This window comes from Ralstonia soli (assembly GCF_023955655.1).
Taxonomy (GTDB): domain Bacteria; phylum Pseudomonadota; class Gammaproteobacteria; order Burkholderiales; family Burkholderiaceae; genus Ralstonia; species Ralstonia soli.
The window spans coordinates 365,048-390,094 of the sequence record NZ_JAMXHT010000007.1; the positions used below are offsets into that span (position 1 = coordinate 365,048).

A 25,047-nucleotide genomic window follows, 5' to 3' on the forward strand; every position below is an offset into this window, starting at 1 on the left:
TGAATCATTTCTGCTTATATCGGTGTTCCCCCGGATGACAGCGCTCGTGTCGTTTCGTATCAATGTATCGCTCTACATGCTTAGAAAGCAGGAGCATGAAGAATCTGCGCCCTGCCTGCATGCGGGTAGCGGGATGATAATGGCGACACACATTATTAGTGTCTCTGATGCCCCGGAAAAATGGACCTCAAGCAAATCCAGTACTTCATCGCGCTGTTCGAGGACGGCTCGGTCACCCGTGCCGCGAAGCGCCTGAACATCGTGCAACCGGCCTTGAGTATGCAGATCGCCAAGCTCGAGGACGAACTGCATCAACAGCTGTTCGAGCGCGGCGCACACGGCATGGCGCCGACCGCCGCGGGACGGCTGATGTACCGTCTGTTTTTACCGATCGTACGTGACCTTGCGCACGCGCGGCAGCAACTCGTGCAGCGCGACGAAGTGGTTACGGGGCATGTCCGCATCGGGCTGATCGCATCGGTGACGGAAAGCGTGCTCGCGGATTCGCTGTCGCGCTTTCACGCGCGTTACCCCGATGTCGAAGTCACCGTCGCCGATGGCTACAGCGCGACCTTCATCGACTGGGTGGCGGGCGGGCAGCTCGATGCCGCCCTCATCAACAAGCCGCGCGCGCGTCTTTCGCTCGACTCGCGCCCGCTGCTCGACGAGGAGATGGTGCTTGCCACCAGCGCCGCGCATGGCCCCGACTTGCCGCATGCAATCGAACTCGCGCAATTGCCCCAACTGGAGCTCGTGCTGCCCACCAAACGTCATGGCCTGCGCGGCGTGCTCGACAGCGCTGCGCAACACGAGGACGTTCTGCTCGCGCCGCGCTTCGAGATCGACGTGCTGTCGACGATTCTCAAGCTCGTCGAGCACACGCGCTTTGCGACGATCCTACCGCGCATCGTCGTCGAGCGCGCCGCGCGGCACGGCACATTGCGCGCTTGCCCGATTCTGGCGCCTCGCATCGTGCGGCACATTGTCTGCGTGAGCCATCCGCGCCGCCCGCTGAGCGCGGCGGCAGAAGCCCTGATCGAGATCATCGGCGACGAGTTGCACCGCGCGTCGAACATGTCGGGCGACGAGCCCTCACACACCACCAAGGAACGTTCAGCATGAACGCACGACACTGGATTGCCGGCGAATGGACCGGCACGCCCAACATCGACAGCATCGATCCCGCAACGGGCGAGGCCATCGGCCGGTTCGCCGACGGCGGATCGTGCGAAGCCGATGCCGCCATCGCCGCCGCGCGCCGCGCGTTCGATCGCACGACATGGGCGCAGGACGCGCGTTTGCGCCAGGACGTGCTGCTCGGCTGGGCGTCGGCGCTCGAAGCCGAACACGACACCCTCGCAACGCTGCTCACGCGCGAGAACGGCAAGGCGATCGCACAATCGCGCGGCGAGATTGCAAGCGCGATATCGGAGGTACGCTATTACGCCGGGCTCGCGCGGCATATTGCCGGGCACGTGCTCGAAGCGGAACCGGGCACGATATCGACGATGCTCCGCGAAGCGGCCGGCGTTGCGGCGATCATCGTGCCGTGGAATGCGCCCGCCGTGCTGCTCGTGCGCTCGCTCGCACCCGCACTGGCGGCCGGCTGCACGGCGATCGTCAAACCGGCGGCGCAGACGTCACTGCTCACAGCCGCGATGGTGCGCTGCTTCGAACACACGGCGTTGCCAGAAGGCGCGGTGAACCTCGTCAATGAACGGGGATACGCGGCCAGCCAGCGGCTCGTCGATTCGCACGGCGTCGATGTGGTGAGCTTCACGGGATCGACGGCGACGGGCAAGAAGATCATGGCCGCCGCCGCCGACAGCATGAAGAAGCTGTCGCTCGAACTTGGCGGCAAGTCATGCTGCGTCGTCTTCGACGATGCCGATATTGCAGCGATAGCGCCCCGTCTCGCGCGCGCCGCGACGATCATCTCCGGGCAGCAATGTACAGCGGCACGCCGGGTGCTGGTTCATGCATCCCGCGCTGCGCAAATGCGCGAGCACCTCGCGTCGGCGCTTGCGTCGCTGAGGGTCGGACCGGGCATCGATCGGGCAACAGATATCGGCGCGCTCATCGACGGCACGACGCGCGATGCGGTGGCTCGGACGATCGAGCGCGCGTGCGGGATGGCCGAACGCGTGCTGCTGCGAGGCACTTGCTCGGGGCACGCGTTTCTGTCGCCGACGCTTGTCGAACATAGCGATCCGAAAGCGTTCTTTTGTCAGGACGAGATCTTTGGCCCGTTCGTCACGCTGGAAGTCTTTGAGAACGAAATGGAAGCGATCGAGAAAGCGAACGACACGGTCTTCGGGCTCTCGGCAAGCGTATGGACGCACGACGTAGCGCGCGCATTCCGCGTCGCGCGCGCGCTGCGTAACGGCACTGTGTGGATCAATGACCACAACAAGCTTTTCGCGGAAGCCGAAACGGGCGGGTATCGCCAAAGCGGACTGGGTCGGCTGCACGGCTACGAGGCGCTTGCGGACTTCACCGAGTTGAAGCATATCTGCATGTCGGCTGGCGTTGCGGAAGGCATCGCACCGTTGCGGTGAATGGCAGGGAGGCGAGGCAATGGACAGCGTGGGTCTCGAAGTCCTGAAAGGCAGCGCGCGGTGGCTGGCAGACGGGCATCGCGTGCTGCTGGGGACCGTGATGAAGACAACGCGTGGACACCGTGATGGAGATGAAGCTCGACGAACGCTGTGCGGTGATCACGTTGACGCACGATCAGAAGCTCGACGATCTCGCGCTGATGGAAGCGCTGAAAATGCCTGCGTTCTATGTGGGTGCGCTCCGATCGCGTCGCAATAACGCGGCGCGGCGCAAGCGCTTGAAGGAGTTCGATCTCAACGATGAAGAACTCGCGCACCTGCAAGGCAGCAATGTGCATTCGTCACAGTCGATCAATGTTAGTGACTGAAACTAAAGTGCCTTCTTCCTTGAGGCTAGCTTCGGATTTACATTCAACTCTCATTCTGTAAGCAACATACCAAAGGGAGCAAAGAGCCTGGCATGTCGAAATCGAAATATGCTGTCTACGGGGCCGCCGCCCCTTACTTCAACCTGGTTCGAGGAGCGCTCGATAACCTTGTCGATGGGGAGCACTTCTTTGACATCGTCGCCGACGACGTCATTTACGAAGTTCTCTATGAGCTGGGTTGGCCCCGCATCATCAAAGGACGAACCGACCTGATGGCTGCGTTCAGAGGCTACGTCGACAACATCGCGCTTCAGTCTGCCGACAAGTTAATTAGCCACAAGACAGATGACGGCCTCGTCATCGAATACGAGATCCATGGAACTATCCTCGCGACAGGCGTGAAATACGACAATCGGTTCTGCTCAATCATCAAGATCAAAAACCGAAAGATCACGCATTGGAGAGACTACATGGACTCCCATGCAGCCTGGAATGCAATGAGCGGGAAGAAATAGAACCGAACAATATGAAGCAAATTTTGATGATGGAGGTGCGCCCGAGAGGGAAGAACTCGGCTATGCATAAGCGAACGATGAGTGGTGCCGGATTACCTCATTCGCAGAGCGCTCCCGGTTGACGGGTCGCCAGTTCGCGCCGGACGACAAGCTCAGTTCACAGGCCGCTTCGTAGTGCGGATTCTCGGCTTCTGACAGTGTATCGACACGAAGGCTCACCACTTCCTCTCTTCGCATGGCACTACGTAATGCCGTCTCAGACATCAGTCCAAGTGTCGGACCAAAATTTTCTCGCTTGCACGCTTGAGCCAGTGGTGCATTTAGACATCGTTTGACATGCGCAGTACTTTCCTCTCTACGTGCCGTTTGCGCTTGCGCGAGCGGCTTCGTTTTCCCAGAGATGCGACAGAGGTTTTAGCGGATCCAATACGGATCGTCTTGTCGTTATAAGGCACCTGAAACGCTCCGCGCTCTCCTGGCACACCGTCGGCGTTCATCGCGATGTTCCGCAAGCAGGTCAGATTCTTGCCCGAGCGCTACCGCCGGGAGATGTGCGGCGAGGCTGAGCGGTGACACGCAAGGCCCGCCGCATCGGGCTTTGCGCGGCGCAACACCGCGCAAAGCCGCGCTGACACTCAAAACAATTGTGGAAATCCGCGCCACAGGCTCGTTTCGGGCCCGCCGACTGCCGTAAAATCCGCTCTGTTGCAGATTCGGAAGTCCTGCCATGCGCACACCGTGGTTCGCATCCGCCCGGATGCTGGGCAGCGCGCTGGCCCTGAGCGCGTTCGCACTCAGCGGCTGCAGTTCGCTGATGTCGGAAGGCACAACGGCCGCGGCCGGTATCGGCGGTGCGGCCATCGCCGCCAAAGTGACGGACAACGCCGCAGTGGCCACCGGCATCGGCCTGGGCGTGCAGGCCGGTGCACGGGCCGCACTGCAGGCAAGCCAGCGCGCCATCCACACCGACACACAAGATCAGATTGCCCAGGTGGCGGGCGCCCTCGCCGACAACACCGTTGGCAACTGGCAGATCCAGCACCGCATTCCACTGGAGCCCAACGAACATGGGCGCGTGGTCGTCACGCGCTCGATCAACGGGCCGCTCGTCAACTGCAAGGAAATCCTCTTCACCGTCGATGGGGCTGACGGCGCCAAAGGCGAGGCCGCGCAGGTCGACTTCTTCATCGCCTCGATCTGCCACGACGGCAAGCAGTGGAAGTGGGCCACCGCAGAACCTGCCACGGCGCGATGGGGTTCGCTGCAATGAGCGGGGCGCGCTGGCTTCTGGCAGCGTGCGCCGGCCTCGTGGCGGGATGCTCGTCGGTCGGGCCGTTGACCGGCGCAGCAGCCGGCGTGGCCACCGGCACCGTCACCGGCAACCCGGCGGTGGCCTATGGCGTGGCTGTCTCCGTCAATGCGGCGACGGACGCGTCCATCAAGTACGCAACGCGCAAATGGGCCGCCAGCGAACAGGATGCGCTCGCCACGGCAGTCGGCCGGTTAAGCGAGGGCACACCATCGCTAAACTGGTCGCTCGAGCGCGCGATGGGCTTTACCAAGTCGCACGGCCAGGTCGTGCTGGTGCGCACGTTCACCACGCCGCTGGCCACCTGCCGCGAAGCGATTCTCACCGTGCAGGAAGCGCAGGCACCCAAGAACGCACCCGGCGCCGGCTACACGATCTACGCCTGCCAGAACGGCAACACCTGGCAATGGGCCAACGCCGAGCCCGCCGTGCCGCGCTGGGGCAACCTGCAATAGCGCAGTCGTGCGCTAAGGCTTGGTCGCGAGGCGCGTCACCGCGTCCTGCAGGAACCGCTTGCTCGCTTCGACGATGGTTCGCTGCATGGCTTCGTCCGGCATGGCCCGCGCGATGTGGATGGCCCCCACCAGTTGCGCAATCATTGCCCACGCGGCATCGTCATCTCCCAGGCGCTGCGCGAGGATCGCGTGGCCCTTGCGCATCTCCTCCTGATACAGCGCGCGCACGGAAACTTCAGCACGGGCAATCTCGGCAGCAAGGCCAGGCACGGCACACCCCGCCTCGGGATGCTTCACGTGGGCGAGGCAGAGGTAGCGGTCCAGCTCGAAGCGCAGCCAGTTTGCCGCCGTGTCGTGCGGATTGCCGGCCCACATCTCGCGACTGGCGGCCAGTTCGGCCTCGATCAGCGCCTTGAGCCAATCGGACTTGGAACCGAAGTGGCTATAGAACGCGCCGCTGGTCATGCCGGCGGCCTGCGCGAGCGCGTCCACACCCGTCGCGGCAAAGCCGTTGGTCTTGACCTTGCGGCCGGTGGCTTTGAGCAGCGCCTTGCGCTTTTCTTCCTTGTGACCCGGTTGGTATCGCATCGCTTCCCCCGTACTTCCCTGCTTGACACTATGCAACCAGTAGCATAACGTTCGATGAAATAACGATCGTTATTCTATAAACGAGGTGGACATGGAGACAAGCAACAAGAAGGCAGCGCTCGTCGTGGGCGCAGGAGACGCAACCGGCGGCGCGATTGCCAGGCGCTTTGCGCGCGAGGGCTACATCGCCTGCGTGACGCGCCGTTCGGCCGACAAGCTGCAGCCGCTGGTCGAATCCATCGTTGCGGAAGGCGGCCAGGCGCAGGCTTTCGCATCCGACGCGCGCAAGGAGGACGACGTCATCAAGCTCGTCGATGACATCGAGCGCGACGTCGCGCCCATCGAGGTGATGGTGTTCAACATCGGCGCCAACGTGCCGAGCAGCATCCTGGAAGAGACGGCGCGCAAGTACTTCAAGATCTGGGAGATGGCGTGCTTCTCGGGCTTCCTGGCGGGGCGCGAAGTGGCCAAGCGCATGGTCGCGCGCGGGCGCGGCACGATTCTCTTCACGGGCGCGACGGCCGGGATGCGCGGGGCGGCCAACTTCGCGGCCTTTGCCGGCGCCAAGCACGCGCTGCGGGCACTGGCGCAGAGCATGGCGCGCGAACTCGGCCCCAAGGGAATTCACGTGGCGCACGTGGTGGTCGACGGCGCGATCGACACCGAGTTCATCCGCGAAAACTTTCCCGAGCGCTACGCGCTAAAAGACCAGGACGGCATCCTCAACCCCGAGCACATCGCCGAGAACTACTGGTACCTGCACACGCAACCGCGCGACGCGTGGACGCACGAGCTGGATCTGCGCCCATGGATCGAGCGCTGGTAACACCATCACAACACCAGGAGACATACGCATGAAGCAGGTCGAATTCTTTTTCGACGTGGGCAGCCCGTACAGCTACCTCGCCTATCACCAGTTGCCGAAGATCGCGCAGGCCAAGGGCGCGGAGATCGTCTGGCGGCCGATGCTGCTGGGCGGCGTGTTCCAGGCGACCGGCAACAGCAGCCCAGCGACTGTTCCCGCCAAGGGCCACTACTCCAACATCGATCTGGAACGCTGGGCGAAGCAGTTCGGCGTGCCAATCCAGCAGAACCCGCACTTCCCGATCAACACGCTGCAACTGATGCGCGGCGCGGTCGGCATGCAACTGCGCAGCGACGCCGAATTCCACCGCTACCTCGCAGCCATCTTCAGCGCGATGTTCGAACACCCGCGCAATCTCGGGGATCTGCAGGAATTGGCCGCCGTGCTGGAAGCCGCCGGCATCTCGCCCGCGCTGATGCTGGAGCTGGTGCAGGACGACCGCGTCAAGCAGACGCTGCGCAAAACGACCGAAGACGCCGTTGCGCGCGGCGTGTTCGGCGCCCCGACGTTCTTTGTCGGTGACGACATGTTCTGGGGCCAGGACCGCCTGCACTTCGTCGAAGCAGCGCTCTCCTGACGCCACTGCATGCGCCGGCAGGGGCCGATACCGGGGATGGACCAACAACAAAGCAAAAACAAGTTGCATATCTAACCATAACCAACTACCATCCAACTCACCATGTTCGACCACTGCCTCTACTTCAACACCACTGCGCTAGCCCGCAAGCTCGACCGAGTCTGGGCAGATGCCTTCGCGCCCTTCGACCTGACGCCCCCGCAGGGCTTCATGTTGAGGGCGATCGTGGACCGCGCGGGCATGCTGCAAAGCGAGTTGTCGGAAGCCATGTCGGTCACCCGCCCCACGGCAACCCGCGCGCTGGACGGCCTGGAAGCCAAAGGCCTGATCGAACGCCGCAAGACAGAAGCCGACGGCCGCGAGATCGCAGTCTTCCCAACGCGCGAAGCCGTCAAGATCGGGGCAGCGCTGAACGAAGCCAGCGGCGCCGTCACCGCACGGTTGAAGCGTGTGCTGGGTAGTGCCGAGTTCACCGATACGGTGACAAAGATCCGGGGTGTGCGCTCAACCCTGACCTGAGCGTCAAATTTTTTTGACTCAAATAGTTGCATTGCTAATTAATAAGGAGAACGATCATGCCTATCCTCAACGTCAAAGTCAGTGCCCAACGTTCTGCGGAGATGACGCAGAAGATCTCTGCCACGCTGCTGGAGCTCACCTCCCGCATCCTCGGCAAAGACCCGAAGGTGACCGCCATCGCCATCGACTATGTCGACCCGGCGGACTGGGTGGTCGGCGGGCAGACGCTCGCGGCGCAAGGCAAGAACAGCGTCTATTTCGACATCAAGGTGACGGACGAAACCAACACCAAGGCGGAGAAGGCACAGTACATCGCCGAGGCGTTCGCGGCGTTTGCTGAACTGCTCGGCAACCTGCATGAGGAGAGCTATATCTATGTGCAGGACGTCCGCGCTGCCGCCTATGGGTATGGCGGCAAGACGCAGGAGTATCGCTATCAGCACGCGTAATGTGCTGGCCCGGCCCCTCCACCACAGAGCAAGGTGTGACCATGAACCGCATGAGTGCATTCTTCGCGGCCAGTTGGCTGGCCGCCGCGTTGCTGTATTTCGGCCAACACTCGTTGCCGCTGACGGCGCTGGCGGGGGTGGTGTTGCTGGCGGGCTTCGATCTGTCGCGCCCGTGACGCATTCAGCCCGCGGGGTATTGCAGCGGGGTAAGCCTGGACCGCGGCAAAGCGAGGCCGGGCGGCCGTCTGTGGCGCCATTCCTGGACAACGTTGCGCCCAAACGCCAAGCCTGAGGGTAAGCCCGATGCACGCAAACGATTGCGAGGCCTCAACCTCCCCCCGCCGTTCGGCTTAAGACACAGCGCATCCGCTCCGATATAGAGTGGGAGACACATGGAATCGGCAACACCTGGGGCACGCCTCAGGCCTCGGCGCCGACTGGACACGCAAAACGCTGGAGAGGGGATGGCCGCAGGGCAATCGAGGGCTTCTGATGGCACACCTGGCACAACGCCAGGGCTATGGTCGCGGCTGCGGGGGCTGCTGTCGCCGCTCAACCTCGGGGCGGCGGCGTGCCTGCTCTTCATCTGGTCTTTCACGTCCCACCAGCTCACCCAGGAGCGCGATCGGCTGGCCCGCACCGCCCAGGCGCGCACCGAAGTCGAAGCCCGGGCCTTTGGTGAATACTCGCTTGGCAGCGCGCGTCGCGTGTCCGAGTTCCTGCTCGACCTGCGTGCAAGCTGGCTGGCCGGGCGCGAGGTGTTCGAGCAAGTCATCCACGAGCGGCAGGAAGTCGTGCGTGACCTGACCTTCCAGGTGGCCGTGATCGATGAAAACGGCATGCTGGTCTACTCCAGCATCGACCCCGTCACGCAACGCCTGGACCTGAGCCAACGCGAGCACTTTCGTGTGCACAAGGAATCGGGCGGCCGCGACGTGCTGTTCATCAGCGACCCGGTGCAGGGCAAGGTGTCAAAAAAGTGGTCGATCCAGTTCACGCGGCCGATCCTCAAGGCGGGGCAGTTTGCAGGCGTGGTGGTGGTCTCGGTCAGCCCCGAGCAGTTCGCCAGCTTTGCGAACACGCTCACCGTCGGCAGGGACGGCGTGGCCACCATCATCAAGGATTCGGGGCAGATCGTCGCCCGGGTGCCCAACCCCACCGCCGGTATCGAGAAGCCGCCGCGCCGGCGCCAGTTCAACGAAGCGGGCGCGCCGGAAACGGGCAGCTACCGTGTGGTCTCGGGCACCGATGGCGTAGACCGCATCCTGGGCTATCACCACGTGCCCGAGATCGGGATGTTCTTCCTGGTGGGGGAATCGGTGGCCTCGGTGATGGCGCCGTACGACAGCTACCGCCATACCACCCTTGTCGAGGCCGCGGCGTCCACACTGTTGATCGCGCTGCTGTATTTCACGCTGCGGCATCAGGGGGCCGAGCGCAAGCGGCATATCGAAGAAATGCGCCTCGCTTCGATGGTGTATGCGTCGAGCAGCGAAGCGATGATGGTGACCACGCTCGACGGGCAGGTAGTCGACGTCAACCCGGCATTCAGCATCACGACGGGCTATACCGCGCAGGAGTTCAAGGGTCAATCCAGCGATGCCATCCGCTCGGAGTGCAATGACAGCGTGGTGATCGACGGCATGCGCGAAGCGGTGTCCACCAAGGGCACGTGGAGCGGCGAATTCCTGATCCGCCGCAAGGACGGCAGCGAATTCCCGGCGCTGCTCACCATCGACACGTTCGCGGGCAGCGCGCAAGGCGAGCCGCGCCGCGTCGCGCTCATCCACGACATGACGGAGAAGAAGCGCGCCGAAGAAGTCATCTGGCGCCAGGCCAATTTCGATACGCTCACCGATCTGCCGAACAGGCACATGTTCTACAACCGCCTGCGCCACGAGATCGCGCGGGCCAAGCAGTCGTCCACGCAACTGGCGCTGCTGTTCATCGACCTGGACCGCTTCAAGGAAGTGAACGACACGCTTGGTCACGACCAGGGCGACATCCTGCTCAAGGAGATCGCGCGGCGCATCTCGGCCATCGTGCGGGGCACCGACACGGTGGCACGGCTGGGCGGCGACGAGTTCACCATCATCCTGTCCGACCTGACCGACCCCGGCGCGGCTGCGCCCATCATCCGCAGCCTGCTCACGCGCATCGCCACACCACTGCAGCTGGGCGAGGAGAACGTGGAAGTCTCCGCCAGCATCGGGGTGGCGATGTACCCGCGCGATGCCGACAGCGCGGAGTCCTTGCTGGTACGCGCCGATCAGGCGATGTTCGCGGCCAAGAGCGCGGGACGCAATCAATGGGCCGTCTTCACCCCGGCGCTCCAGCGCGCCGAGCAGGAGCGCCTGCGCGTCACCAGCGACTTGCGTGTGGCGCTGGCCGAGCAGCAGCTCGCCGTGCACTACCAGCCCATCGTCGACCTGCGCACCGGCAAGGTCCGCAAGGCCGAGGCGCTGATCCGCTGGACGCACCCTGCCCGCGGCGAAATCGATCCGGCAGATTTCATTCCGGTGGCCGAAGACAGCGGCCTGATCGTCGAAATCGGCAAGTGGGTCCTGAACGAAGCGCTGGACCAGCTCATGCGCTGGCATGCCACGCTCGACAGCACGCTGCAGATGTCGGTCAACAAATCGCCGGTGGAGTTCCGTGCCCACCAGTCGGGCATCGAATCGTGGACCACGGTGGTCGAGCGCCGCGGGATTCCGCCGCATAGCCTGGTCGTCGAGATTACCGAAGGCTCGTTGATGGCCGACAGCATCGAAGTGATCGAGCATCTTCGCGCTTTCCGGCGCGCCGGGATCGACGTTGCGCTGGACGATTTCGGCACGGGGTATTCATCGCTGTCGTACCTCAAGCGCTTCGACATCGACTACATCAAGATCGACAAGTCGTTCGTGCGCAGCCTCGCTCATGACCCGAAAGACATCGCGCTGTGCAGCGCCATCGTCAGCATGGCGCACGCGCTGCGCATCAAGGTCATTGCCGAGGGCATCGAGACCGAGGAGCAGAAGATGATCCTCGTGGCCGCGGGCTGCGACTACGGGCAGGGCCATTTCTTCTGCCCGCCGGTGCCGGCCGCGGCGTTCGAGTCGTTCGTGGTCGAACGCTCGCTCACGGAAACCTGAACCACAGCGCGTTCAGTTGCCGCGCACGGCGCGCTCGAATGCCTGCACCACGTCGGCCGAAGCATCCGTGATGGCCCAGTAGCCCATGCCGGCGCTACGCCAGTGCATCAGCTGATAGCCGCGCTCGGTGCGCAGGGCGGGGTCGGTATCGCCGCCGGCCTCGGGGCGCACGTACAGGTCCACCGGATGCTGCGCGGAGCGATAGACCAGCACCGCCACCGGTCGGCCGTCGATGTAGTCCAGCCGCCCGCCGATGAGCGGAAAGCCGCGCGCCGCCAGGTCCGTCACGGGTGGCGCGTAGTCGATGCGGCCGTTGAACCACGGTTTGACTGTGTGGCGATCGGATGAAAGCACGTCGGTCTCGCGCGCACCCAGCAGCGCCCGCACGTGGCTGGCGGTGATGTCGTGCGCGGTGAGCGCCACGGTGTCGGGCCGGCCCACGAACACCCCCACGCCGAGCGCCACGGCGGCCAGCGCACCGGCCCCCAAGCCCAGGCCAAGCCCCCGCGATGGCGTGATCAGCCAGCCCAGCAATCGTTGCCAGGGAGACCCGGCAGCGCTTCGCCCCCGAGTCGCTGATGGCAATGCGGGGCGCATCCCCGCTTCCGCCTGCACGGCTAGCCGCACGCGTGCAGCCAGATCGGCTGGCGCCTTTGCGTACAGTCCGGGCGCCCGCAGGCCCTGACGCAGCGCGTGCACGGTGGCATCGTGTTGCACGGCGGCATCCGTGCAGGCACTGCACGTTGCCAGATGCGCATCCATGCGCAGGCTGTCGGCCGCTCCGAGTTCGCCATCGGCGCGTGCGGCCAGCAGTGCGCGGATGTCGTCACAGCTCATGGCGGATCTCCTTGGTCGTGCTCCCCATGCTGCCCGATGCGCCAGCCGACGAACGAATCGGCGTGACGTTGGTGCGCGGCGGCGCGGTGTCTTCGGTCAACAGGCGCGCGAGCTGCTGCCGCGCCCGCGCCAGCCGCGACATGACCGTGCCGATGGGAGCCTCGACCACGGCCGCAATGTCACGGTACGGAAGGTCCTCCAGCTCGCGCAGCACGAGCACCTCGCGGTACGGCACCGGCAGTCGCTCCAGTGCGGCGTGCACGCGGCGCACGTCATCCACGCGGGCGAGCAATGCGGCAGGGTCCACGCCGTAGCTGGCGCCGTCATCCTCGGTGGCGCTGGTGGCAGCGGCGTCATCCCACGGCTGGGCGGGCGTCTGCTTGCGGCGCGCGCATTCCGAAAACCACGTGTTGCGCACGATGGCCAGCAGCCACGGGCGGCCGTCCCCACCGCGAAATCCGCCAAACAGCCGGAACGCGCGCAGGCAGGCTTCCTGGACGATGTCGTCGGCGTCCTGTGTGCTGCCCGAGAGCCAGCGCGCCAGGTTATAGGCGGCATCCACATGCGGCAGCACCGCCTGGGCAAATCGCTGCGCGTCGGTGGGCATGTCGAGGGCGGAATCTGGCAGGTCGGGCATGGCGGCCTGGAGGCGGTTGACCCCTGCAATACCGGGGGGCGATCCAGTTTATTCCCGCACCGAAGAAATGTTGTTGAAACACGCGTTTCGTGGAATACGGTGCCGGCCCCGCCGGTATGACAGACAGGACCGGCGCGCCCACCCGCCTCATCGCGCTGGAGCAACGATGCATCCACCACCCAATGCGAGGGACACCCCATGAGCAAGCAACCCGGACGACGCCAGTTCCTGCAGCTGGCCGCAGTCGGCGGCCTGGTCTACGCCTCCGGCCTGCGCGGCTGGCAGGCAATGGCGGCCGGCACCCGGCAGGACGACTTCTATTTCGTGCAGCTATCCGACACCCACTGGGGCTTCAAGGGTGCGCCCAACCCCGACGCGCGCGGTACGCTGCCCAAGGCAATTGCCGCCGTGAATGCGCTGTCGCCCGCGCCGGATTTCGTCATCTTCACGGGCGACCTGTCCCACATCAGCGACGACCCTGCCGAGCGCCGCAAGCGGCTGGCCGAGTTTCGCGACATGGCTGCCGGGATCAAGGTGCCCGTGGTGCACTACATGCCTGGCGAGCACGACGCTTCGCTCGACAACGGCGAGGCCTACTCCGAATTCTTCGGCCGCACGCATTATGCGTTCGACCACAAAGGCGTGCACTTCATCACCGTCGACAACGTGTCGGACCCCTCGGCCCGTGTGGGTGAGGCCCAGCTCGCCTGGCTGGCGGCGGATCTCCGCTCGGTGCCGCAGCACACGCCCATCGTCGTGTTCACGCACCGGCCGCTGTTCGATCTGTATCCGCAATGGGACTGGGCCACGCGCGATGGCCAGCAGGTCATCGACCTGCTCATGCCGCACCCCAACGTGACGGTGTTCTACGGCCACATCCACCAGGAGCACCACCACATGACCGGGCATATCGCGCACCACTCCGCACGCTCGCTGATGTTTCCGCTGCCCGCACCGCCGGCGCCCGGTTCGCAAGCCAAGCGCAACCCGGTTCCGTGGGATGCTGCCGCCCCCTATCGCGGCCTGGGCTGGCGCAGCATTACCGAACACGGCAAGCAGGACACCGCCACCTGGGCGCTGGCCGAACAGCCGATCCAGGCCGATGCCACCACCAAGACCCCGGAGACCACCTGACATGCGCCCACTCAATGCTTACAACCCCAAGCGGCGCCTCGCGCTGCGCCAGTTCACGGTGCTCGCGGCCGGTGCCGCACTCGCCTGCGTGGCCCACGGCGAAGGCCCGCAGGTCATACGCGTGCACGCGCGCAAGTTCACCTTCACGCCCGACAAGATCACGCTCAAGCGCGGCGTGCCCGTGGTGTTCGAGCTGACCGGGCAAGACATCCTGATGGGCTTCTCGATTCCGGATTTCAACGTGCGGGCCGATGTGGTGCCGGGGCAAACGGTGCGCCTGGCGCTCACGCCGGACAAGACCGGCACGTTCGATTTCCTGTGCGACATCTTCTGCGGCTCGGGGCACGAGACGATGAATGGGACGTTGACGGTCACCTGAAGCCCTAAAACAACCATGAAACGCCCCGACCTGTTCGGGGCGTTTTCATTTACAGATTGAGCACGCGTAACGCGTGTGCGCGGTGGCGTACAAATTCTTTGCGGCGCACGGAATAAACGGCCGACCTACTCTGTTTACTCCGCTAACACGCACGAACCCCTGTCTTGGAGGGCCCACATGTCGTCACGTTTGAAGCATCGTCCACGCACGTTGCTGTTCGCTGCACTCGCGCTCATGTCGGGCATCGTGTTTGCCCAGGAGATCACGCCACCTGCCAATCGCGAGCAAGCGTTCCTTGCCGAGAACGATGTCGCCATGACAAAGATGATGGATGGCATGGCTCCCAAACCCACCGGCAGCATCGACCAGGATTTCGTCGCGATGATGACGCCGCACCACCAGGGCGCCATCGACATGGCCGTGGCCTATCTGCGTTACGGCCAGAACGAACAACTGCGCCGCATCGCGCAGGAAATCGTCATCGAGCAGCAGCAAGAGATTGCAGCGATGCGCATGGCGCTCGGCCAGCCGCTGCCCCCTTCGGCACCTGCACCAACACAGCCAGGCCCTGCCTCCTTGACGACTGCGCCCGCATCACGTGCGGCGCATCACGCTCACACAACCCGCCAACAGGAAGATTGATGAAACACCGATTGCTTGTTGCCACGACGCTTGCAGCAGCGGCCATCACGTGCACCACGGGCGCCAAAGCTGGACAAGCCCCCAACGCGCTCGCATCACCGGACATACCCATCAGCCACAAGGATCGTGTCTATGCGGCGGAGCAGTTCTCGAACACAGTGTCTGTCACAGACCCGGCCAGCAACAAGCTGCTGGGCGTGATCAAACTGGGCGACCCCGCACCCGGCAATTTCAGCCCGCTCTATCGCGGGCAAGTGCTGGTGCACGGCATGGGGTTCTCGCCGGACCACCGGACGCTGGCCGTGGTCTCGATCGGCTCCAACTCCGTCACGTTCATCGATACGCAGACCAACGCGGTTAAGCACACCACGTATGTGGGTCGCTCCCCGCATGAAGCGTTTTACACGCCCGATGGCGGCGAGGTCTGGGTCACCGTGCGTGGCGAAAACTACATTGCCGTGCTCGACGCCAAGACGTATGAAGAGAAGACGCGCGTGACCGTGCCAGCCGGCCCAGGCATGCAGATCTTCTCGCCCGACGGCAAGTACGGTTATGTGTGCTCGTCGTTCAATCCAGAGATGGTCGTGATTGCGACGAGGGACCACAAGATCGTTGGGCACATCAAACAAGAGTCCCCGTTCTGCCCCAACATTGCTGCAACGCCCGACGGCAAGCAGGTGTGGTTCACGTTGAAGGACATCGGCAAGGTGCAGGTGTTTGATGCCAAGCCGCCGTTCAACGCAATCACCGCGTTCGAGACCGGCCCCATCACCAATCACGTCAACTTCGCGCAGAACGCCAAGGGCGCGTTTGCCTACGTGACGATTGGCGGCACGAACCAGGTCAAGGTGTTCCGGACGGACAACTTCAAACCCGTCGCGACGATTCCCGTCGGCAAACTCCCGCATGGTCTGTGGCCCTCCGGTGACGGCACGCGCATGTATGTCGGCCTGGAGAACGACGATGCGCTGGCCGTGATCGACACGTTGACGAACAAGGTCGTATCTACCATTCCGATTGGCCAGGCGCCGCAAGCGCTGGCGTACGTGCCGAACGCCGTACCGGAAGGCGAAGGCACAGAGAATCTGCAGCCGCTTGGTCTTGCTGGGCAAGTCAGCCATCTCGCACTGATGCCAGTCGCCACAGACAAGTCCGGCGCATCTGCTGCCCCCACCAGCATCGCGCTGTTCGATCAAGGACTCGTGCAGGTACTGCAGGCATCCGTGACCGGACTGCAACCGAAGCAGCCTTATGCGATTGCCTTGTCCGCACATGCAGATGGCAGCGGCCCGCTTGAAAGCCTGGCGAACTTCATGACCAATCCGGCTGGCGCTGCCATCGTGAACTCGATCGGGCAAGTTCAGCAGATCGTTGTGCCCGGCAACGCTGCCACCGACAGCACGCGCAGATATCTCGTGATTGCACCGGTTGTGTCCGGCAAGCTGGGGGCCGCCGTGCAAGTTCAAACCCCTTAGGGAATCAGCAAACGTGACCACATCAGGAAACGCCCTGATGTCTCAGGGCGCTTTCTTTGGTGATTCGGCGTCTAGGTCGATTCCGTTTCCCCGCGGGTCGCTCAGCGCCTCGGCCTCGATTTCCGGGTTGAGTTCGCCATCCCGGGTCGCAATCAACGCCTTTGGCGTCAGCGCGATCAAGGGCAGGATCAGCGCATACACCACGGTGGTGGCAATCACGCAGTACGTGAACCCGTGCGTCTGGCTGCTGTTGTAGATATGCGAACCCAGCAGATCGCCGGCACGCGCCGAGAGCGCGAGCACGCCGTCCACCAGCATCATCAACGTACCTTGCAACCCTCGCGGGCAAGACCGCATGGCAAGGTCGAAATACGCGGCCGTGGCGACACCGCCCATCAGCCCGATCGGTGCCGCCAGCACCAGCGCGAGGTCGGCGGAGTGGATGAAAGCCAGCGGCACCATCTGCGGTACGGCAATGATGGTTCCCCACCACAGCAGCCTGTTCAGCGCGACCTTCTTGCACAGCGCTCCGTATAGCAGGAAGGTCGGGATAAATGCGGCGGCAAAGATCCCGTTGTAGTAGGAATAAACGGAATCCGACGCATGCAGCGTATTGGTCAGATAAAACTGCAGCGGCGTGGCCGCACCTGGCGCGAAATTCCACAGAAAGCAGATGAGCACCGCCGGATACACGGCCCGATGCCTCACCAGCCGTCGAATGTTTCCGGCGAAATGCGTGACCTGGGCCTGCGGCTTCTCATAGGCCTGGCCGAAGACGGAAACGGGCTTCCAGAGTCCCAGCATCGCCACCACGAGCATGAGCGCCGCTGCCAGGAAAAAGGCCTGTTTGGGGGCAAGATGGTCAGAGATGATTCCCGAGGCGAACGCACTCGCAACGACCGGGACCGAACTGACCACGTTCAACAATACACTCAGGCGCCCCGACATGCGCCGCTCCTGGCCCACCAGCGCGATCAGACCTTGATAAGCTGCGGCGACAAACCGGGACGACAGCATGGCCAACAGCATCCCGAACAGCAACGCCGGGTACGACAGGCCCGCGAACGCCATCCCCATGAGCGCCAGCGCCGTGACCGGCGCAAACATCAGGAAGAAACCCCGATCCCGCAAGCCCAGCGGGTTCCATTGGTCACGCGCGAGACCAAACGCAAAGGCCACATACACCGGGACGCCCGTGACTAACCGGAACATCGCAATCTGCGTCGCACTCGCATGCAACTGATTCTTCAGCAGGTACGACGTCTGGATATCCACCAGATAGCCGGCCGGCGTGGCCAGCGTGATAAACAGTGTGATGCAGCCAAAATACAGCAGCGTCTGGTCGCGGCGCTCGAAGCAAGCATGACCGCAACGGGCAACCGCTTTAGACAGGCCGGATGATTTCGTTGCCAAGGCACGCACCCCCCATGGCGACAACCACATAGCAGGATGCGCCGCGCGGCGGGCGGGGGTCAACACGACTCGTTCGAAGAGATGAGCGTGCACGATCGAAAACACGGCCGCATGAACCATTGGCCATCAGGCGTCAACAACCGCATGCTAGGATAACTGCTCCCCCCGGCAGCCTCCCTCTTCCCCCCATGACGACCATCTACGCGACCCTCGGCGTGCAGCCAGACGCGACCCTGGACGAAATCAAGCGCGCCTACCGCCGCGCCACGATGAAGTGGCACCCTGACCGCAACCTGGGCCGCGAAGCCGAGGCACAGGCGGCGTTCCAGGAAGTCCGCGAGGCCTACGCCATCCTCTCCGACGCCGAGCAGCGCCGTGTCTACGACGAGGTCTTCGCGCAGGAAACGCAGCGCTGGCAGGCCGAGCGCGAGGCGCAGGAAGCGCAGGAGCGTGCCGCGCAACACGAGCGGGAGCGCCTGGCGCAGGAACACTACGAAAAGATGGTCGCCATCGCGATGCGCTTTGCAGGCGACGGGCACAACCGGGACGTCCTCTTCGGCGTGCTGCTCGGCCGCGACTGCGAAGCCGAACTGGCGGCACGCATCGCGAACAGCGTGTGGGCCCTGGAGGAAGCGCGACAGGCCAGCGTGCTTGCCGCGGAATCCACCAACGCGGAAGCGACCCAGGCACCCGAAGCAACGCAGGCGCCCAAACCCGACGACTCGACATCAAACCAGCGTCACCCCAGCGCCTTCGAGTCGTTCTGGCACGGCTTGTTTGGGCTGCGGCAGTAACGCCTTTCTAGGGGCGACGCGAGTCATCTCGTGCCCAACAACCGACACTCCGCGGACAGCGCCAACAGGTTCGGATCGCGCTCCCGATTGCGCTGCATCACCAGTACGATGTGCTGGCTGATCGCATAGCGCGCCGCCAGCGGAATCAACTGCACCTTGGGGCTGAAATCCGCCACGCGGCGGGGCAGCAGCGCATAGCCGATACCACCGCTCACCAGGTTCATCAGCGAGAAGATGTCGCCCACGCGCAGCGCGATCTGCGGTGCGTAACCGGCCTTGTCGAACGCCGCCATGAAGTCGTGATACGTGGCGAAGTCATCGCCGAGTGCGACAAACTTTTCACTGCGCACGGCCTGCAGGTCGATCTCCGCCGACGCGGCATACGGCGAGCCGAGCGGCGCGGCAAACAGGATCTCGTCGTCAAACATGGGCACCGTCAGCAGATCGGGATTGCGCAGCGGCTCGCCCAGCGCGATGACGATGGCGTCGAGCTGGCCGTCTTCCAGCTTGGCCAGCAGGCTGCGGTTCGAGCCCAGCGTAAGTTCGATGTCGAGTGCGGAGCGCCGCGTCTTCAGGCCGGCAAAGATGCGCGGCAGCGTACCCACCGTCATCGAATACAGGCCACCGATTTTCAGCGTCGTCGACGAAAACCCGGCCGCCTCGCGCGTGCGGCGTACGCCCGCTTCGCATTCGGCGAGGATGCGCTCGACGTGCTCGGCAAACACATAGGCGGTGGACAGAGGAATCAACTTGCGCCCGTCACGCTTGAAGAGCGGGCAGCGCAACCCCTCCTCCAAGGAATGCAGCGCGCGATGCACGCTCACCGTGCTCTGCCCGAGCGCCTCCGACACGCGCGCCATGTTGCCCAGCGTCATGAAGGACTGGAAGACCTCCAGCTTCTTCAATGTGATGTCTTCATCAATTGCCATGGTTCTGTCTCCGCCGGGCATGGGCTTGTTGCGCCGCGCTTTGCCGTGATTTTTGGTCACCTTGCCCATTGTTTCATTAACTTCAGGTTAATGAAACCGCGCCAAGGTTGATTGAAGTGCAGGGGCTTCCGGCATACGGTACAGCCCATCGAGTTCACGGTTGGAGCTGCCCACTCATGCAAGCGATGTCCACCCAAGCCATCCCGCCCCAGTGGCGCAAGCGGCGCGACGAGAAGGAACGCCGCCTGGCCGCTGCCCGCCGGATCGCCAACGGCAAGGTCATTCCCACCGGCGATATCGTCGCCGCGCTCGAAGCGCTGCTCGCCCCGGGCGACCGCGTCGTGCTGGAAGGCAACAACCAGAAGCAGGCCGATTTCCTGTCGCGCTCGCTGGCCAAGGTGAACCCCAAGCGCCTGCACGATCTGCACATGATCATGCCGAGCGTGAGCCGCGCCGAGCACCTCGATATTTTCGAAGCCGGCATCGCACACAAGCTTGACTTCTCGTTTGCCGGCCCGCAGAGCCTGCGCATCAGCCAGCTGCTGGCCGACGGTCTGCTGGAAGTAGGCGCCATCCACACCTACATCGAGCTGTATGCGCGGCTGGTGGTGGACCTGATTCCCAACGTCTCGCTGGTGGCCGGCTTCAAGGCCGACCGCCAGGGCAACATCTACACCGGCCCCAGCACCGAAGACACACCTGCGCTGGTCGAGCCCACCGCGTTTTCCGACGGCATCGTCATCGTCCAGGTCAACGAGATCGTCGATGACCCGACGGACCTGCCGCGCGTCGACATCCCCGGCTCGTGGGTCGACTTCATCGTGCAGGCTGACAAGCCGTTCTACATCGAGCCGCTGTTCACGCGCGACCCGCGCCTCATCAAGCCCGTGCACGTGCTGATGGCGATGATGGCCATTCGCGGCATCTACCAGCGACACAACGTGCAGTCGCTCAACCACGGCATCGGCTTCAACACCGCCGCCATCGAGCTGATCCTGCCGACCTACGGCGAGCGCCTGGGCCTCAAGGGCAAGATCTGCCGCAACTGGACGCTCAACCCGCACCCGACGCTGATCCCCGCCATTGAATCGGGCTGGGTGGAAAGCGTGCATTGCTTCGGCACCGAACTCGGCATGGAGCGCTACGTGGCCGCGCGCCCGGATGTGTTCTTCACCGGCCGTGATGGCTCGCTGCGTTCGAACCGCATGCTGTGCCAGTTGGCGGGGCAATACGCGGTGGACCTGTTCATCGGCGCGACGCTGCAGGTGGATGGCGATGGGCATTCGTCCACCGTCACGCGCGGTCGTCTGGCCGGTTTTGGTGGCGCGCCCAACATGGGCCACGACCCGCGCGGCCGCCGCCATGCCACGCCTGCGTGGCTCGACATGACCGAACCCGTGACGATGCTAGAGCGCGGCAAGAAGCTCGTCGTGCAGATGGTCGAAACGTTCCAGGAGGGCGGCAAACCGACGTTTGTCGATACGCTCGACGCAGTGTCTGTCGCCAAGCAAAGCGGCATGCCGCTCGCGCCCATCATGATCTACGGCGACGATGTCACCCACCTGCTGACCGAAGATGGCATCGCCTATCTCTACAAGGCCCAGTCGCTGGAAGAGCGGCGCGCGATGATTGCGGCGGTGGCGGGCGTCACGTCCATCGGCCTGCGCCACGATCCGTCCAAGACCGAGCAGATGCGCCGTGATGGCCTGATCGCCCTGCCCGAAGACCTCGACGTGCGCCGCAGCGATGCCAGCCGCGAGCTGCTCGCCGCCAAGAGCATCGCCGACCTGGTGGAATGGTCCGGCGGCCTGTACGACCCGCCTGCACGCTTCCGGAGCTGGTAATGGAAAAAACCCTGAACCGGCCCCTGCCCGCCAGCCCGAAAGCGCGTGCGAAGCGTCTGGGTGCGCTGGTGGAGTCCGCCCTCATCGACGAGGTAACGCTGTCGCCCAAACCCGGTCTCGTGGATGTGCGTGGCAACGGCGCGCATCACGATCTCGACTGGACGCTGATGGTGCATTCCGCACAGGCCCTGCGCCCCGCGTTTGAAGCGATGGCGTTGTCTGGTGCACAGATTGACTCGCCCCTTGCGCTGCGCGAGCGCATCGGCCGCCTGGGCCGCGAAGGGGAAGCGGCCATGCTCGATGCCACCGGCGGCATCAACACGCACCGTGGCGCCATCTGGGCGCTCGGACTGCTGGTGACAGCGGCCGCGCAGGCACCGCATGCATTGGCCGCCGCCGCTGTAGCGAGCCGCGCAGCACACCTGGCCAACATCCCCGACCGCTTTGCACCCGTCTCGACCGGCCACAAGGGCGAACGCGCGTGCAACGACTACGGCGTCGGCGGTGCCAAGGGCCAGGCGTGCGCAGGCTTTCCGCACGTGGTCAAGGTGGCGCTGCCGGCGTTGCGCCAAGCACGCGCCGCAGGCATCCGCGAAGACCACGCACGCGTGGACGCCCTGCTCGCCATCATAGCCACGCTGGACGACACCTGCGTGCTCGCACGCGGTGGCGCCAATGCTTTGCGCACCGTGCAAACCGGTGCAGCAACGGTACGCGCCGAAGGCGGTCTCGCCACAGCGCAGGGGCGTCGCGCCTTCCGCCTGTTGGAAAAAGACATGCTGGCGCGGCACGTGTCGCCCGGCGGCGCGGCCGATCTGCTGGCTGCCGCCCTGTTCCTCGACCGCCTGCCCGCGCATGTACACGAACATGCGCACGCATCCGACCTCGAATCCGCTCATCAGGAAACCGAACATGGAGCATCTTGATTTCCAATTCACCGGCGGCGCCCCCGCTGAGCGCCGTGCGTATGCCGGCGTGGTCGGCTCGGGCGACCTGGAGGTGCTGGTCACGCCCGGCAACACCGGCCAGATCGACGTGGCCATCACCACCTCCGTCAACGGCATGAGCGCGACGTGGCAGGCGCAGCTTGCGCGCGTGTTCGGCTCGCACGCGTGGCCGGCAACCAAGATCACGATCAACGACTTCGGCGCGACACCAGCCGTGGTGCGGTTGCGGCTTGAGCAGGCGCTCGAAGCGCTCGCACAGCCTTAAGGAGACGGACATGTCACGCAACCCGATTGAACGCGACAGCTTTATCGAACGCGATGCACGCCGCCGCGCCATCGCCCTGCTCGACCCCGGCACCTTCCGCGAGCTGCTCGACCCGTTCGAGCAATTGACCTCGCCGTGGCTGCCGCGCCAGGGCATCGTCACGCAGGCCGACGATGGCGTGGTGGTGGCGCGCGGCACGCTGGGCGGGCAGCCCGCCGTGGCGCTCGCCATTGAAGGCGCGTTCCAGGGCGGCAGCATGGGCGAGGTGTCCGGCGCCAAGATCGCAGGCGCACTGGAGCTGGCGGCGGAAGACAACCGCAACGGCATCCCGACGCGCGCCGTCATCGTCTTCGAGACCGGCGGTGTGCGATTGCAGGAAGCCAACCTCGGCCTCGCCGCTATTGCGGAGATCCACGCTGCGATCCGTGCGCTGCGCGAGTACGGGCCCGTCATCGGTATCACAGCGGGCGTGGTCGGCTGCTTCGGCGGCATGAGCATCGCCGCCGGGCTGTGCAGCTACCTGCTGATGACGCGCGAAGCGCGCCTGGGCCTGAACGGCCCGCAGGTGATCGAACAGGAAGCCGGTATCGAGGAATACGACTCGCGCGACCGCCCCTTCATCTGGAGCCTGACCGGCGGCGAGCAACGCGCCGCCACGGGCCTGGCCGATGTCTGCATCGAAGACGATTCCATCAGCATCCGCGCGCAGGTGATCGAGTGGCTGCGCGCAGGCGCACCGAAGCACCAGCGCAGCGAACAGATCGACCTGTACCTCGATCGCCTCGCCGCCGTCGACACCACGCGCCAAGTCACGGCCGACGATGTGCGCACGCTCTACGCAAAGGACCCGGCATGAGCCAGAACCCCCTTTCCACACGCGGCACCACCTGGATGCGCGCGCTCGCTGGCGGCACGCCCGTCGCCGGTTACGGAAGCACGCTGCAAGTCGTGGATGGCACGCTCGCCGGCCAACCCGCACGCTACATCGCTGTCGTGCCCGATGCGGACAACCGATTCCCGCGCGCACGCAACGGTGAAGTCGGCCTGGTCGAAGGCTGGCAACTCGCCCGCGCTGTGCGCGACGTGATGACCGAAGACGCCGGACGCGAGAACAAGCGCGCCATCGTCGCCGTCATCGACGTCGCCAGCCAGGCCTATGGCCGCCGCGAAGAGGCTTACGGCATCCACCTCGCCCTGGCTGCTGCAGCCGATGCTTATGCCGCTGCACGTCTGGCCGGACACCCGGTGATCGGCCTGATCGTCGGCCGCGCCATGTCGGGCGCATTGCTGGCACACGGCTACCAGGCCAATCGACTGCTCGCACTCGACGATGCCGAGGTGATGGTGCACGCCATGGGCAAAGCCGCAGCCGCGCGCGTGACGCTGCGCTCCGTGGCCGACCTCGAACGCCTCGCGCAGGAGATTCCGCCCATGGCTTACGACATTGCCAGCTTCGCGTCGCTCGGGCTGCTGTGGAAGCTGCTGAAGGTCAAGTCGGCCGACGCACCGGATGCAGGCGACGTCGATACCGTGCAGACGGCACTCGCAGCGGCACTGGCCGACATTGCGGCCGACCCCTCGCGCGGGCTGGAGAGCCGGCTGGGCGCACCACTGCGCAAGGCGTCATCGGAAGTGCGTGAGCGCCTGCGCGCGCAATGGAATGCCTAACCAACAGGAGATGACACCAGCGCCGACGCAAGCGCCAAGACGGTTTGGCCGTTGACGTTGATGCCCTTGATGGCGCCTTGAATTTTTGTAAGCGGGCGGAAAAAAGACGGGGAACTGTCTGAGCGAAGCGAGTTTTCCCCGTCTCCGCCCGGTTACGGAAATTCAAGGGATGGGTCGCCATCTCGGGCGCGCCTTTCTTTGCTTACTTTCTTTGGCAAGACAAAGAAAGTGAGTCGCCCCCGGCAGGGGGTGAAACAAGAATGCACCACCAACAAAAAAAGACGGCAAAAAAAAACGCCGCAAGTCCACCAAGAACAGGAGACAAAACCATGATCATCTACGGCACAACCCTGCTGGCGCTCTGTCATATCGCCGGCCTCTTCCTGGGCGACCTGCTCGGCCAGGCCATCGGCGTCAAAGCCAACGTAGGCGGCGTGGGCATTGCCATGCTGCTGCTGATCTTCGCGCGCCTCTACCTCCACAAGCGCGGCCTGATGCCCGCCGCAACCGAAGCCGGCGTCTCGTTCTGGGGTGCGATGTACATCCCCGTGGTCGTGGCCATGGCCGCCACACAAAACGTGGTGACCGCACTGCGCGGCGGCCCCGTCGCACTACTCGGTGCGATCGGCGCGGTGGTGGTGTGCGGTGCATGCATCGCCCTCATCAACCGCACCGGCAAGGTAGAGGACCGGCAACCACTGCCGCCGCTGCCCGAGTCCGAACAAGCCACCGCCTGAGGAGCCCCA

General features: G+C 64.4%; 27 protein-coding genes and 2 pseudogenes. 24 read left to right on the forward strand and 5 right to left on the reverse strand.

Features of this window, described 5'->3' with window-relative positions:
• Window positions 1-180 precede the first annotated feature (180 nt).
• The 7 genes and pseudogenes from NG900_RS20220 (at window position 181) to NG900_RS20250 (ending at window position 5,205) form a co-directional block, all read left to right on the forward strand.
• Window positions 181-1,122: a LysR family transcriptional regulator gene (locus NG900_RS20220; RefSeq protein WP_252683149.1), complete on the forward strand. Its 942-nt coding sequence runs from the start codon at window positions 181-183 to the stop codon at window positions 1,120-1,122.
• On the forward strand, window positions 1,119-2,558 hold the full coding sequence (locus NG900_RS20225; protein WP_252683150.1) for an aldehyde dehydrogenase family protein: 1,440 nt from the start codon (window positions 1,119-1,121) through the stop codon (window positions 2,556-2,558). Before NG900_RS20220 ends, NG900_RS20225 begins: the two co-directional genes overlap by 4 nt.
• A gap of 116 nt (window positions 2,559-2,674) precedes the next feature.
• Window positions 2,675-2,884, forward strand: a pseudogene (locus NG900_RS20230) (XdhC family protein); the annotation flags it as partial.
• Window positions 2,885-3,018: 134 nt separating this feature from the next.
• Window positions 3,019-3,441, forward strand: coding sequence for a nuclear transport factor 2 family protein (locus NG900_RS20235; protein WP_252683151.1), 423 nt, complete (start codon window positions 3,019-3,021; stop codon window positions 3,439-3,441).
• Between the two features lie 477 nt (window positions 3,442-3,918).
• Window positions 3,919-4,014: pseudogene (locus NG900_RS20240) on the forward strand (AraC family transcriptional regulator); the annotation flags it as partial.
• A 154-nt stretch (window positions 4,015-4,168) separates the two neighbouring features.
• Window positions 4,169-4,711 (forward strand): hypothetical protein, encoded by a 543-nt coding sequence (locus NG900_RS20245; protein WP_420804175.1) that lies wholly within the window; start codon window positions 4,169-4,171, stop codon window positions 4,709-4,711.
• The gene (locus NG900_RS20250; protein WP_252683152.1) at window positions 4,693-5,205 is read left to right on the forward strand and encodes a hypothetical protein; all 513 of its coding nucleotides are present in this window, start codon (window positions 4,693-4,695) and stop codon (window positions 5,203-5,205) included. The genes NG900_RS20245 and NG900_RS20250 overlap by 19 nt, the downstream gene beginning before the upstream one ends.
• A gap of 12 nt (window positions 5,206-5,217) precedes the next feature.
• Here NG900_RS20250 and NG900_RS20255 read toward each other — a convergent pair whose 3' ends face one another.
• The gene (locus NG900_RS20255) at window positions 5,218-5,793 is read right to left on the reverse strand and encodes a TetR/AcrR family transcriptional regulator (RefSeq protein ID WP_252683153.1); all 576 of its coding nucleotides are present in this window, start codon (window positions 5,791-5,793) and stop codon (window positions 5,218-5,220) included.
• 91 nt (window positions 5,794-5,884) lie between these two features.
• Here NG900_RS20255 and NG900_RS20260 point away from each other — a divergent pair, with 91 nt between their 5' ends.
• From NG900_RS20260 to NG900_RS20280, 6 genes are all read left to right on the forward strand, one after another.
• The gene (locus tag NG900_RS20260; protein WP_252683154.1) at window positions 5,885-6,619 is read left to right on the forward strand and encodes an SDR family oxidoreductase; all 735 of its coding nucleotides are present in this window, start codon (window positions 5,885-5,887) and stop codon (window positions 6,617-6,619) included.
• Between the two features lie 28 nt (window positions 6,620-6,647).
• Entirely contained in the window at window positions 6,648-7,235 is a 588-nt protein-coding gene (locus NG900_RS20265) for a 2-hydroxychromene-2-carboxylate isomerase (protein ID WP_252683155.1), read from the forward strand.
• A gap of 102 nt (window positions 7,236-7,337) precedes the next feature.
• Window positions 7,338-7,754, forward strand: a complete 417-nt coding sequence (locus NG900_RS20270; protein WP_252683156.1) for a MarR family winged helix-turn-helix transcriptional regulator — start codon at window positions 7,338-7,340, stop codon at window positions 7,752-7,754.
• Between the two features lie 56 nt (window positions 7,755-7,810).
• Window positions 7,811-8,203, forward strand: a complete 393-nt coding sequence (locus NG900_RS20275; RefSeq protein WP_252683157.1) for a tautomerase family protein — start codon at window positions 7,811-7,813, stop codon at window positions 8,201-8,203.
• A 41-nt stretch (window positions 8,204-8,244) separates the two neighbouring features.
• A complete protein-coding gene (locus tag NG900_RS26635) occupies window positions 8,245-8,379 on the forward strand; it encodes a hypothetical protein (protein WP_289813893.1) in 135 nt (44 codons plus the stop codon).
• 288 nt (window positions 8,380-8,667) lie between these two features.
• Window positions 8,668-11,337 (forward strand): bifunctional diguanylate cyclase/phosphodiesterase, encoded by a 2,670-nt coding sequence (locus tag NG900_RS20280; protein WP_252683158.1) that lies wholly within the window; start codon window positions 8,668-8,670, stop codon window positions 11,335-11,337.
• A gap of 12 nt (window positions 11,338-11,349) precedes the next feature.
• Here NG900_RS20280 and NG900_RS20285 read toward each other — a convergent pair whose 3' ends face one another.
• Together NG900_RS20285 and NG900_RS20290 are read right to left on the reverse strand one after the other, a co-directional pair.
• A complete protein-coding gene (locus NG900_RS20285; protein WP_252683159.1) occupies window positions 11,350-12,174 on the reverse strand; it encodes an anti-sigma factor family protein in 825 nt (274 codons plus the stop codon).
• Complete coding sequence (locus tag NG900_RS20290) at window positions 12,164-12,811, reverse strand: RNA polymerase sigma factor (protein WP_252683160.1); 648 nt, start codon at window positions 12,809-12,811, stop codon at window positions 12,164-12,166. The genes NG900_RS20285 and NG900_RS20290 overlap by 11 nt, the downstream gene beginning before the upstream one ends.
• Window positions 12,812-13,009: 198 nt before the next feature.
• On the opposite strand from NG900_RS20290, the gene NG900_RS20295 reads away from it, so the two are divergent.
• The 4 genes from NG900_RS20295 (at window position 13,010) to NG900_RS20310 (ending at window position 16,441) form a co-directional block, all read left to right on the forward strand.
• The gene (locus tag NG900_RS20295) at window positions 13,010-13,945 is read left to right on the forward strand and encodes a metallophosphoesterase family protein (protein ID WP_252683161.1); all 936 of its coding nucleotides are present in this window, start codon (window positions 13,010-13,012) and stop codon (window positions 13,943-13,945) included.
• Window position 13,946: 1 nt separating this feature from the next.
• Window positions 13,947-14,324, forward strand: a complete 378-nt coding sequence (locus tag NG900_RS20300; protein ID WP_252683162.1) for a cupredoxin domain-containing protein — start codon at window positions 13,947-13,949, stop codon at window positions 14,322-14,324.
• A 177-nt stretch (window positions 14,325-14,501) separates the two neighbouring features.
• A complete protein-coding gene (locus NG900_RS20305; RefSeq protein ID WP_420804176.1) occupies window positions 14,502-14,966 on the forward strand; it encodes a DUF305 domain-containing protein in 465 nt (154 codons plus the stop codon).
• Window positions 14,966-16,441 (forward strand): YncE family protein, encoded by a 1,476-nt coding sequence (locus NG900_RS20310; protein ID WP_252683163.1) that lies wholly within the window; start codon window positions 14,966-14,968, stop codon window positions 16,439-16,441. Before NG900_RS20305 ends, NG900_RS20310 begins: the two co-directional genes overlap by 1 nt.
• 42 nt (window positions 16,442-16,483) lie before the next feature.
• Here NG900_RS20310 and NG900_RS20315 read toward each other — a convergent pair whose 3' ends face one another.
• Complete coding sequence (locus tag NG900_RS20315) at window positions 16,484-17,917, reverse strand: MFS transporter (RefSeq protein WP_252683164.1); 1,434 nt, start codon at window positions 17,915-17,917, stop codon at window positions 16,484-16,486.
• 125 nt (window positions 17,918-18,042) lie between these two features.
• Here NG900_RS20315 and NG900_RS20320 point away from each other — a divergent pair, with 125 nt between their 5' ends.
• Window positions 18,043-18,648 carry a J domain-containing protein gene (locus tag NG900_RS20320; RefSeq protein ID WP_252683165.1) on the forward strand — a complete coding sequence of 202 codons (606 nt, stop codon included), beginning with the start codon at window positions 18,043-18,045 and terminating at the stop codon, window positions 18,646-18,648.
• Window positions 18,649-18,671: 23 nt separating this feature from the next.
• Here the strand turns inward: NG900_RS20320 and NG900_RS20325 are convergent, their stop codons facing one another.
• Entirely contained in the window at window positions 18,672-19,577 is a 906-nt protein-coding gene (locus tag NG900_RS20325; protein WP_252683166.1) for a LysR substrate-binding domain-containing protein, read from the reverse strand.
• Between the two features lie 176 nt (window positions 19,578-19,753).
• Here NG900_RS20325 and mdcA point away from each other — a divergent pair, with 176 nt between their 5' ends.
• From mdcA to madL, 6 genes are all read left to right on the forward strand, one after another.
• On the forward strand, window positions 19,754-21,421 hold the full coding sequence (gene mdcA, locus NG900_RS20330) for a malonate decarboxylase subunit alpha (protein WP_252683167.1): 1,668 nt from the start codon (window positions 19,754-19,756) through the stop codon (window positions 21,419-21,421).
• Window positions 21,421-22,347 carry a triphosphoribosyl-dephospho-CoA synthase gene (locus tag NG900_RS20335; protein WP_252683168.1) on the forward strand — a complete coding sequence of 309 codons (927 nt, stop codon included), beginning with the start codon at window positions 21,421-21,423 and terminating at the stop codon, window positions 22,345-22,347. The genes mdcA and NG900_RS20335 overlap by 1 nt, the downstream gene beginning before the upstream one ends.
• Window positions 22,334-22,633, forward strand: a complete 300-nt coding sequence (locus tag NG900_RS20340) for a malonate decarboxylase subunit delta (protein ID WP_252683169.1) — start codon at window positions 22,334-22,336, stop codon at window positions 22,631-22,633. Before NG900_RS20335 ends, NG900_RS20340 begins: the two co-directional genes overlap by 14 nt.
• Window positions 22,634-22,643: 10 nt before the next feature.
• Window positions 22,644-23,489 carry a biotin-independent malonate decarboxylase subunit beta gene (locus NG900_RS20345; RefSeq protein WP_252683170.1) on the forward strand — a complete coding sequence of 282 codons (846 nt, stop codon included), beginning with the start codon at window positions 22,644-22,646 and terminating at the stop codon, window positions 23,487-23,489.
• Window positions 23,486-24,301 carry a biotin-independent malonate decarboxylase subunit gamma gene (mdcE, locus tag NG900_RS20350; protein ID WP_252683171.1) on the forward strand — a complete coding sequence of 272 codons (816 nt, stop codon included), beginning with the start codon at window positions 23,486-23,488 and terminating at the stop codon, window positions 24,299-24,301. The genes NG900_RS20345 and mdcE overlap by 4 nt, the downstream gene beginning before the upstream one ends.
• A 329-nt stretch (window positions 24,302-24,630) precedes the next feature.
• Complete coding sequence (gene madL / locus NG900_RS20355; protein ID WP_252683172.1) at window positions 24,631-25,038, forward strand: malonate transporter subunit MadL; 408 nt, start codon at window positions 24,631-24,633, stop codon at window positions 25,036-25,038.
• Window positions 25,039-25,047 lie beyond the last annotated feature (9 nt).

Coding starts and splice junctions, on each gene's coding strand:
- NG900_RS20220 (WP_252683149.1), top strand. CDS start 181: ATGGACCTCAAGCAAATCCAGTACTTCATCGCGCTGTTCGAGGACGGC.
- NG900_RS20225 (WP_252683150.1), top strand. CDS start 1,119: ATGAACGCACGACACTGGATTGCCGGCGAATGGACCGGCACGCCCAAC.
- NG900_RS20235 (WP_252683151.1), top strand. CDS start 3,019: ATGTCGAAATCGAAATATGCTGTCTACGGGGCCGCCGCCCCTTACTTC.
- NG900_RS20245 (WP_420804175.1), top strand. CDS start 4,169: ATGCGCACACCGTGGTTCGCATCCGCCCGGATGCTGGGCAGCGCGCTG.
- NG900_RS20250 (WP_252683152.1), top strand. CDS start 4,693: ATGGGGTTCGCTGCAATGAGCGGGGCGCGCTGGCTTCTGGCAGCGTGC.
- NG900_RS20255 (WP_252683153.1), bottom strand. CDS start 5,793: ATGCGATACCAACCGGGTCACAAGGAAGAAAAGCGCAAGGCGCTGCTC.
- NG900_RS20260 (WP_252683154.1), top strand. CDS start 5,885: ATGGAGACAAGCAACAAGAAGGCAGCGCTCGTCGTGGGCGCAGGAGAC.
- NG900_RS20265 (WP_252683155.1), top strand. CDS start 6,648: ATGAAGCAGGTCGAATTCTTTTTCGACGTGGGCAGCCCGTACAGCTAC.
- NG900_RS20270 (WP_252683156.1), top strand. CDS start 7,338: ATGTTCGACCACTGCCTCTACTTCAACACCACTGCGCTAGCCCGCAAG.
- NG900_RS20275 (WP_252683157.1), top strand. CDS start 7,811: ATGCCTATCCTCAACGTCAAAGTCAGTGCCCAACGTTCTGCGGAGATG.
- NG900_RS26635 (WP_289813893.1), top strand. CDS start 8,245: ATGAACCGCATGAGTGCATTCTTCGCGGCCAGTTGGCTGGCCGCCGCG.
- NG900_RS20280 (WP_252683158.1), top strand. CDS start 8,668: ATGGCCGCAGGGCAATCGAGGGCTTCTGATGGCACACCTGGCACAACG.
- NG900_RS20285 (WP_252683159.1), bottom strand. CDS start 12,174: ATGAGCTGTGACGACATCCGCGCACTGCTGGCCGCACGCGCCGATGGC.
- NG900_RS20290 (WP_252683160.1), bottom strand. CDS start 12,811: ATGCCCGACCTGCCAGATTCCGCCCTCGACATGCCCACCGACGCGCAG.
- NG900_RS20295 (WP_252683161.1), top strand. CDS start 13,010: ATGAGCAAGCAACCCGGACGACGCCAGTTCCTGCAGCTGGCCGCAGTC.
- NG900_RS20300 (WP_252683162.1), top strand. CDS start 13,947: ATGCGCCCACTCAATGCTTACAACCCCAAGCGGCGCCTCGCGCTGCGC.
- NG900_RS20305 (WP_420804176.1), top strand. CDS start 14,502: ATGTCGTCACGTTTGAAGCATCGTCCACGCACGTTGCTGTTCGCTGCA.
- NG900_RS20310 (WP_252683163.1), top strand. CDS start 14,966: ATGAAACACCGATTGCTTGTTGCCACGACGCTTGCAGCAGCGGCCATC.
- NG900_RS20320 (WP_252683165.1), top strand. CDS start 18,043: ATGACGACCATCTACGCGACCCTCGGCGTGCAGCCAGACGCGACCCTG.
- NG900_RS20325 (WP_252683166.1), bottom strand. CDS start 19,577: ATGGCAATTGATGAAGACATCACATTGAAGAAGCTGGAGGTCTTCCAG.
- mdcA (WP_252683167.1), top strand. CDS start 19,754: ATGCAAGCGATGTCCACCCAAGCCATCCCGCCCCAGTGGCGCAAGCGG.
- NG900_RS20335 (WP_252683168.1), top strand. CDS start 21,421: ATGGAAAAAACCCTGAACCGGCCCCTGCCCGCCAGCCCGAAAGCGCGT.
- NG900_RS20340 (WP_252683169.1), top strand. CDS start 22,334: ATGGAGCATCTTGATTTCCAATTCACCGGCGGCGCCCCCGCTGAGCGC.
- NG900_RS20345 (WP_252683170.1), top strand. CDS start 22,644: ATGTCACGCAACCCGATTGAACGCGACAGCTTTATCGAACGCGATGCA.
- mdcE (WP_252683171.1), top strand. CDS start 23,486: ATGAGCCAGAACCCCCTTTCCACACGCGGCACCACCTGGATGCGCGCG.
- madL (WP_252683172.1), top strand. CDS start 24,631: ATGATCATCTACGGCACAACCCTGCTGGCGCTCTGTCATATCGCCGGC.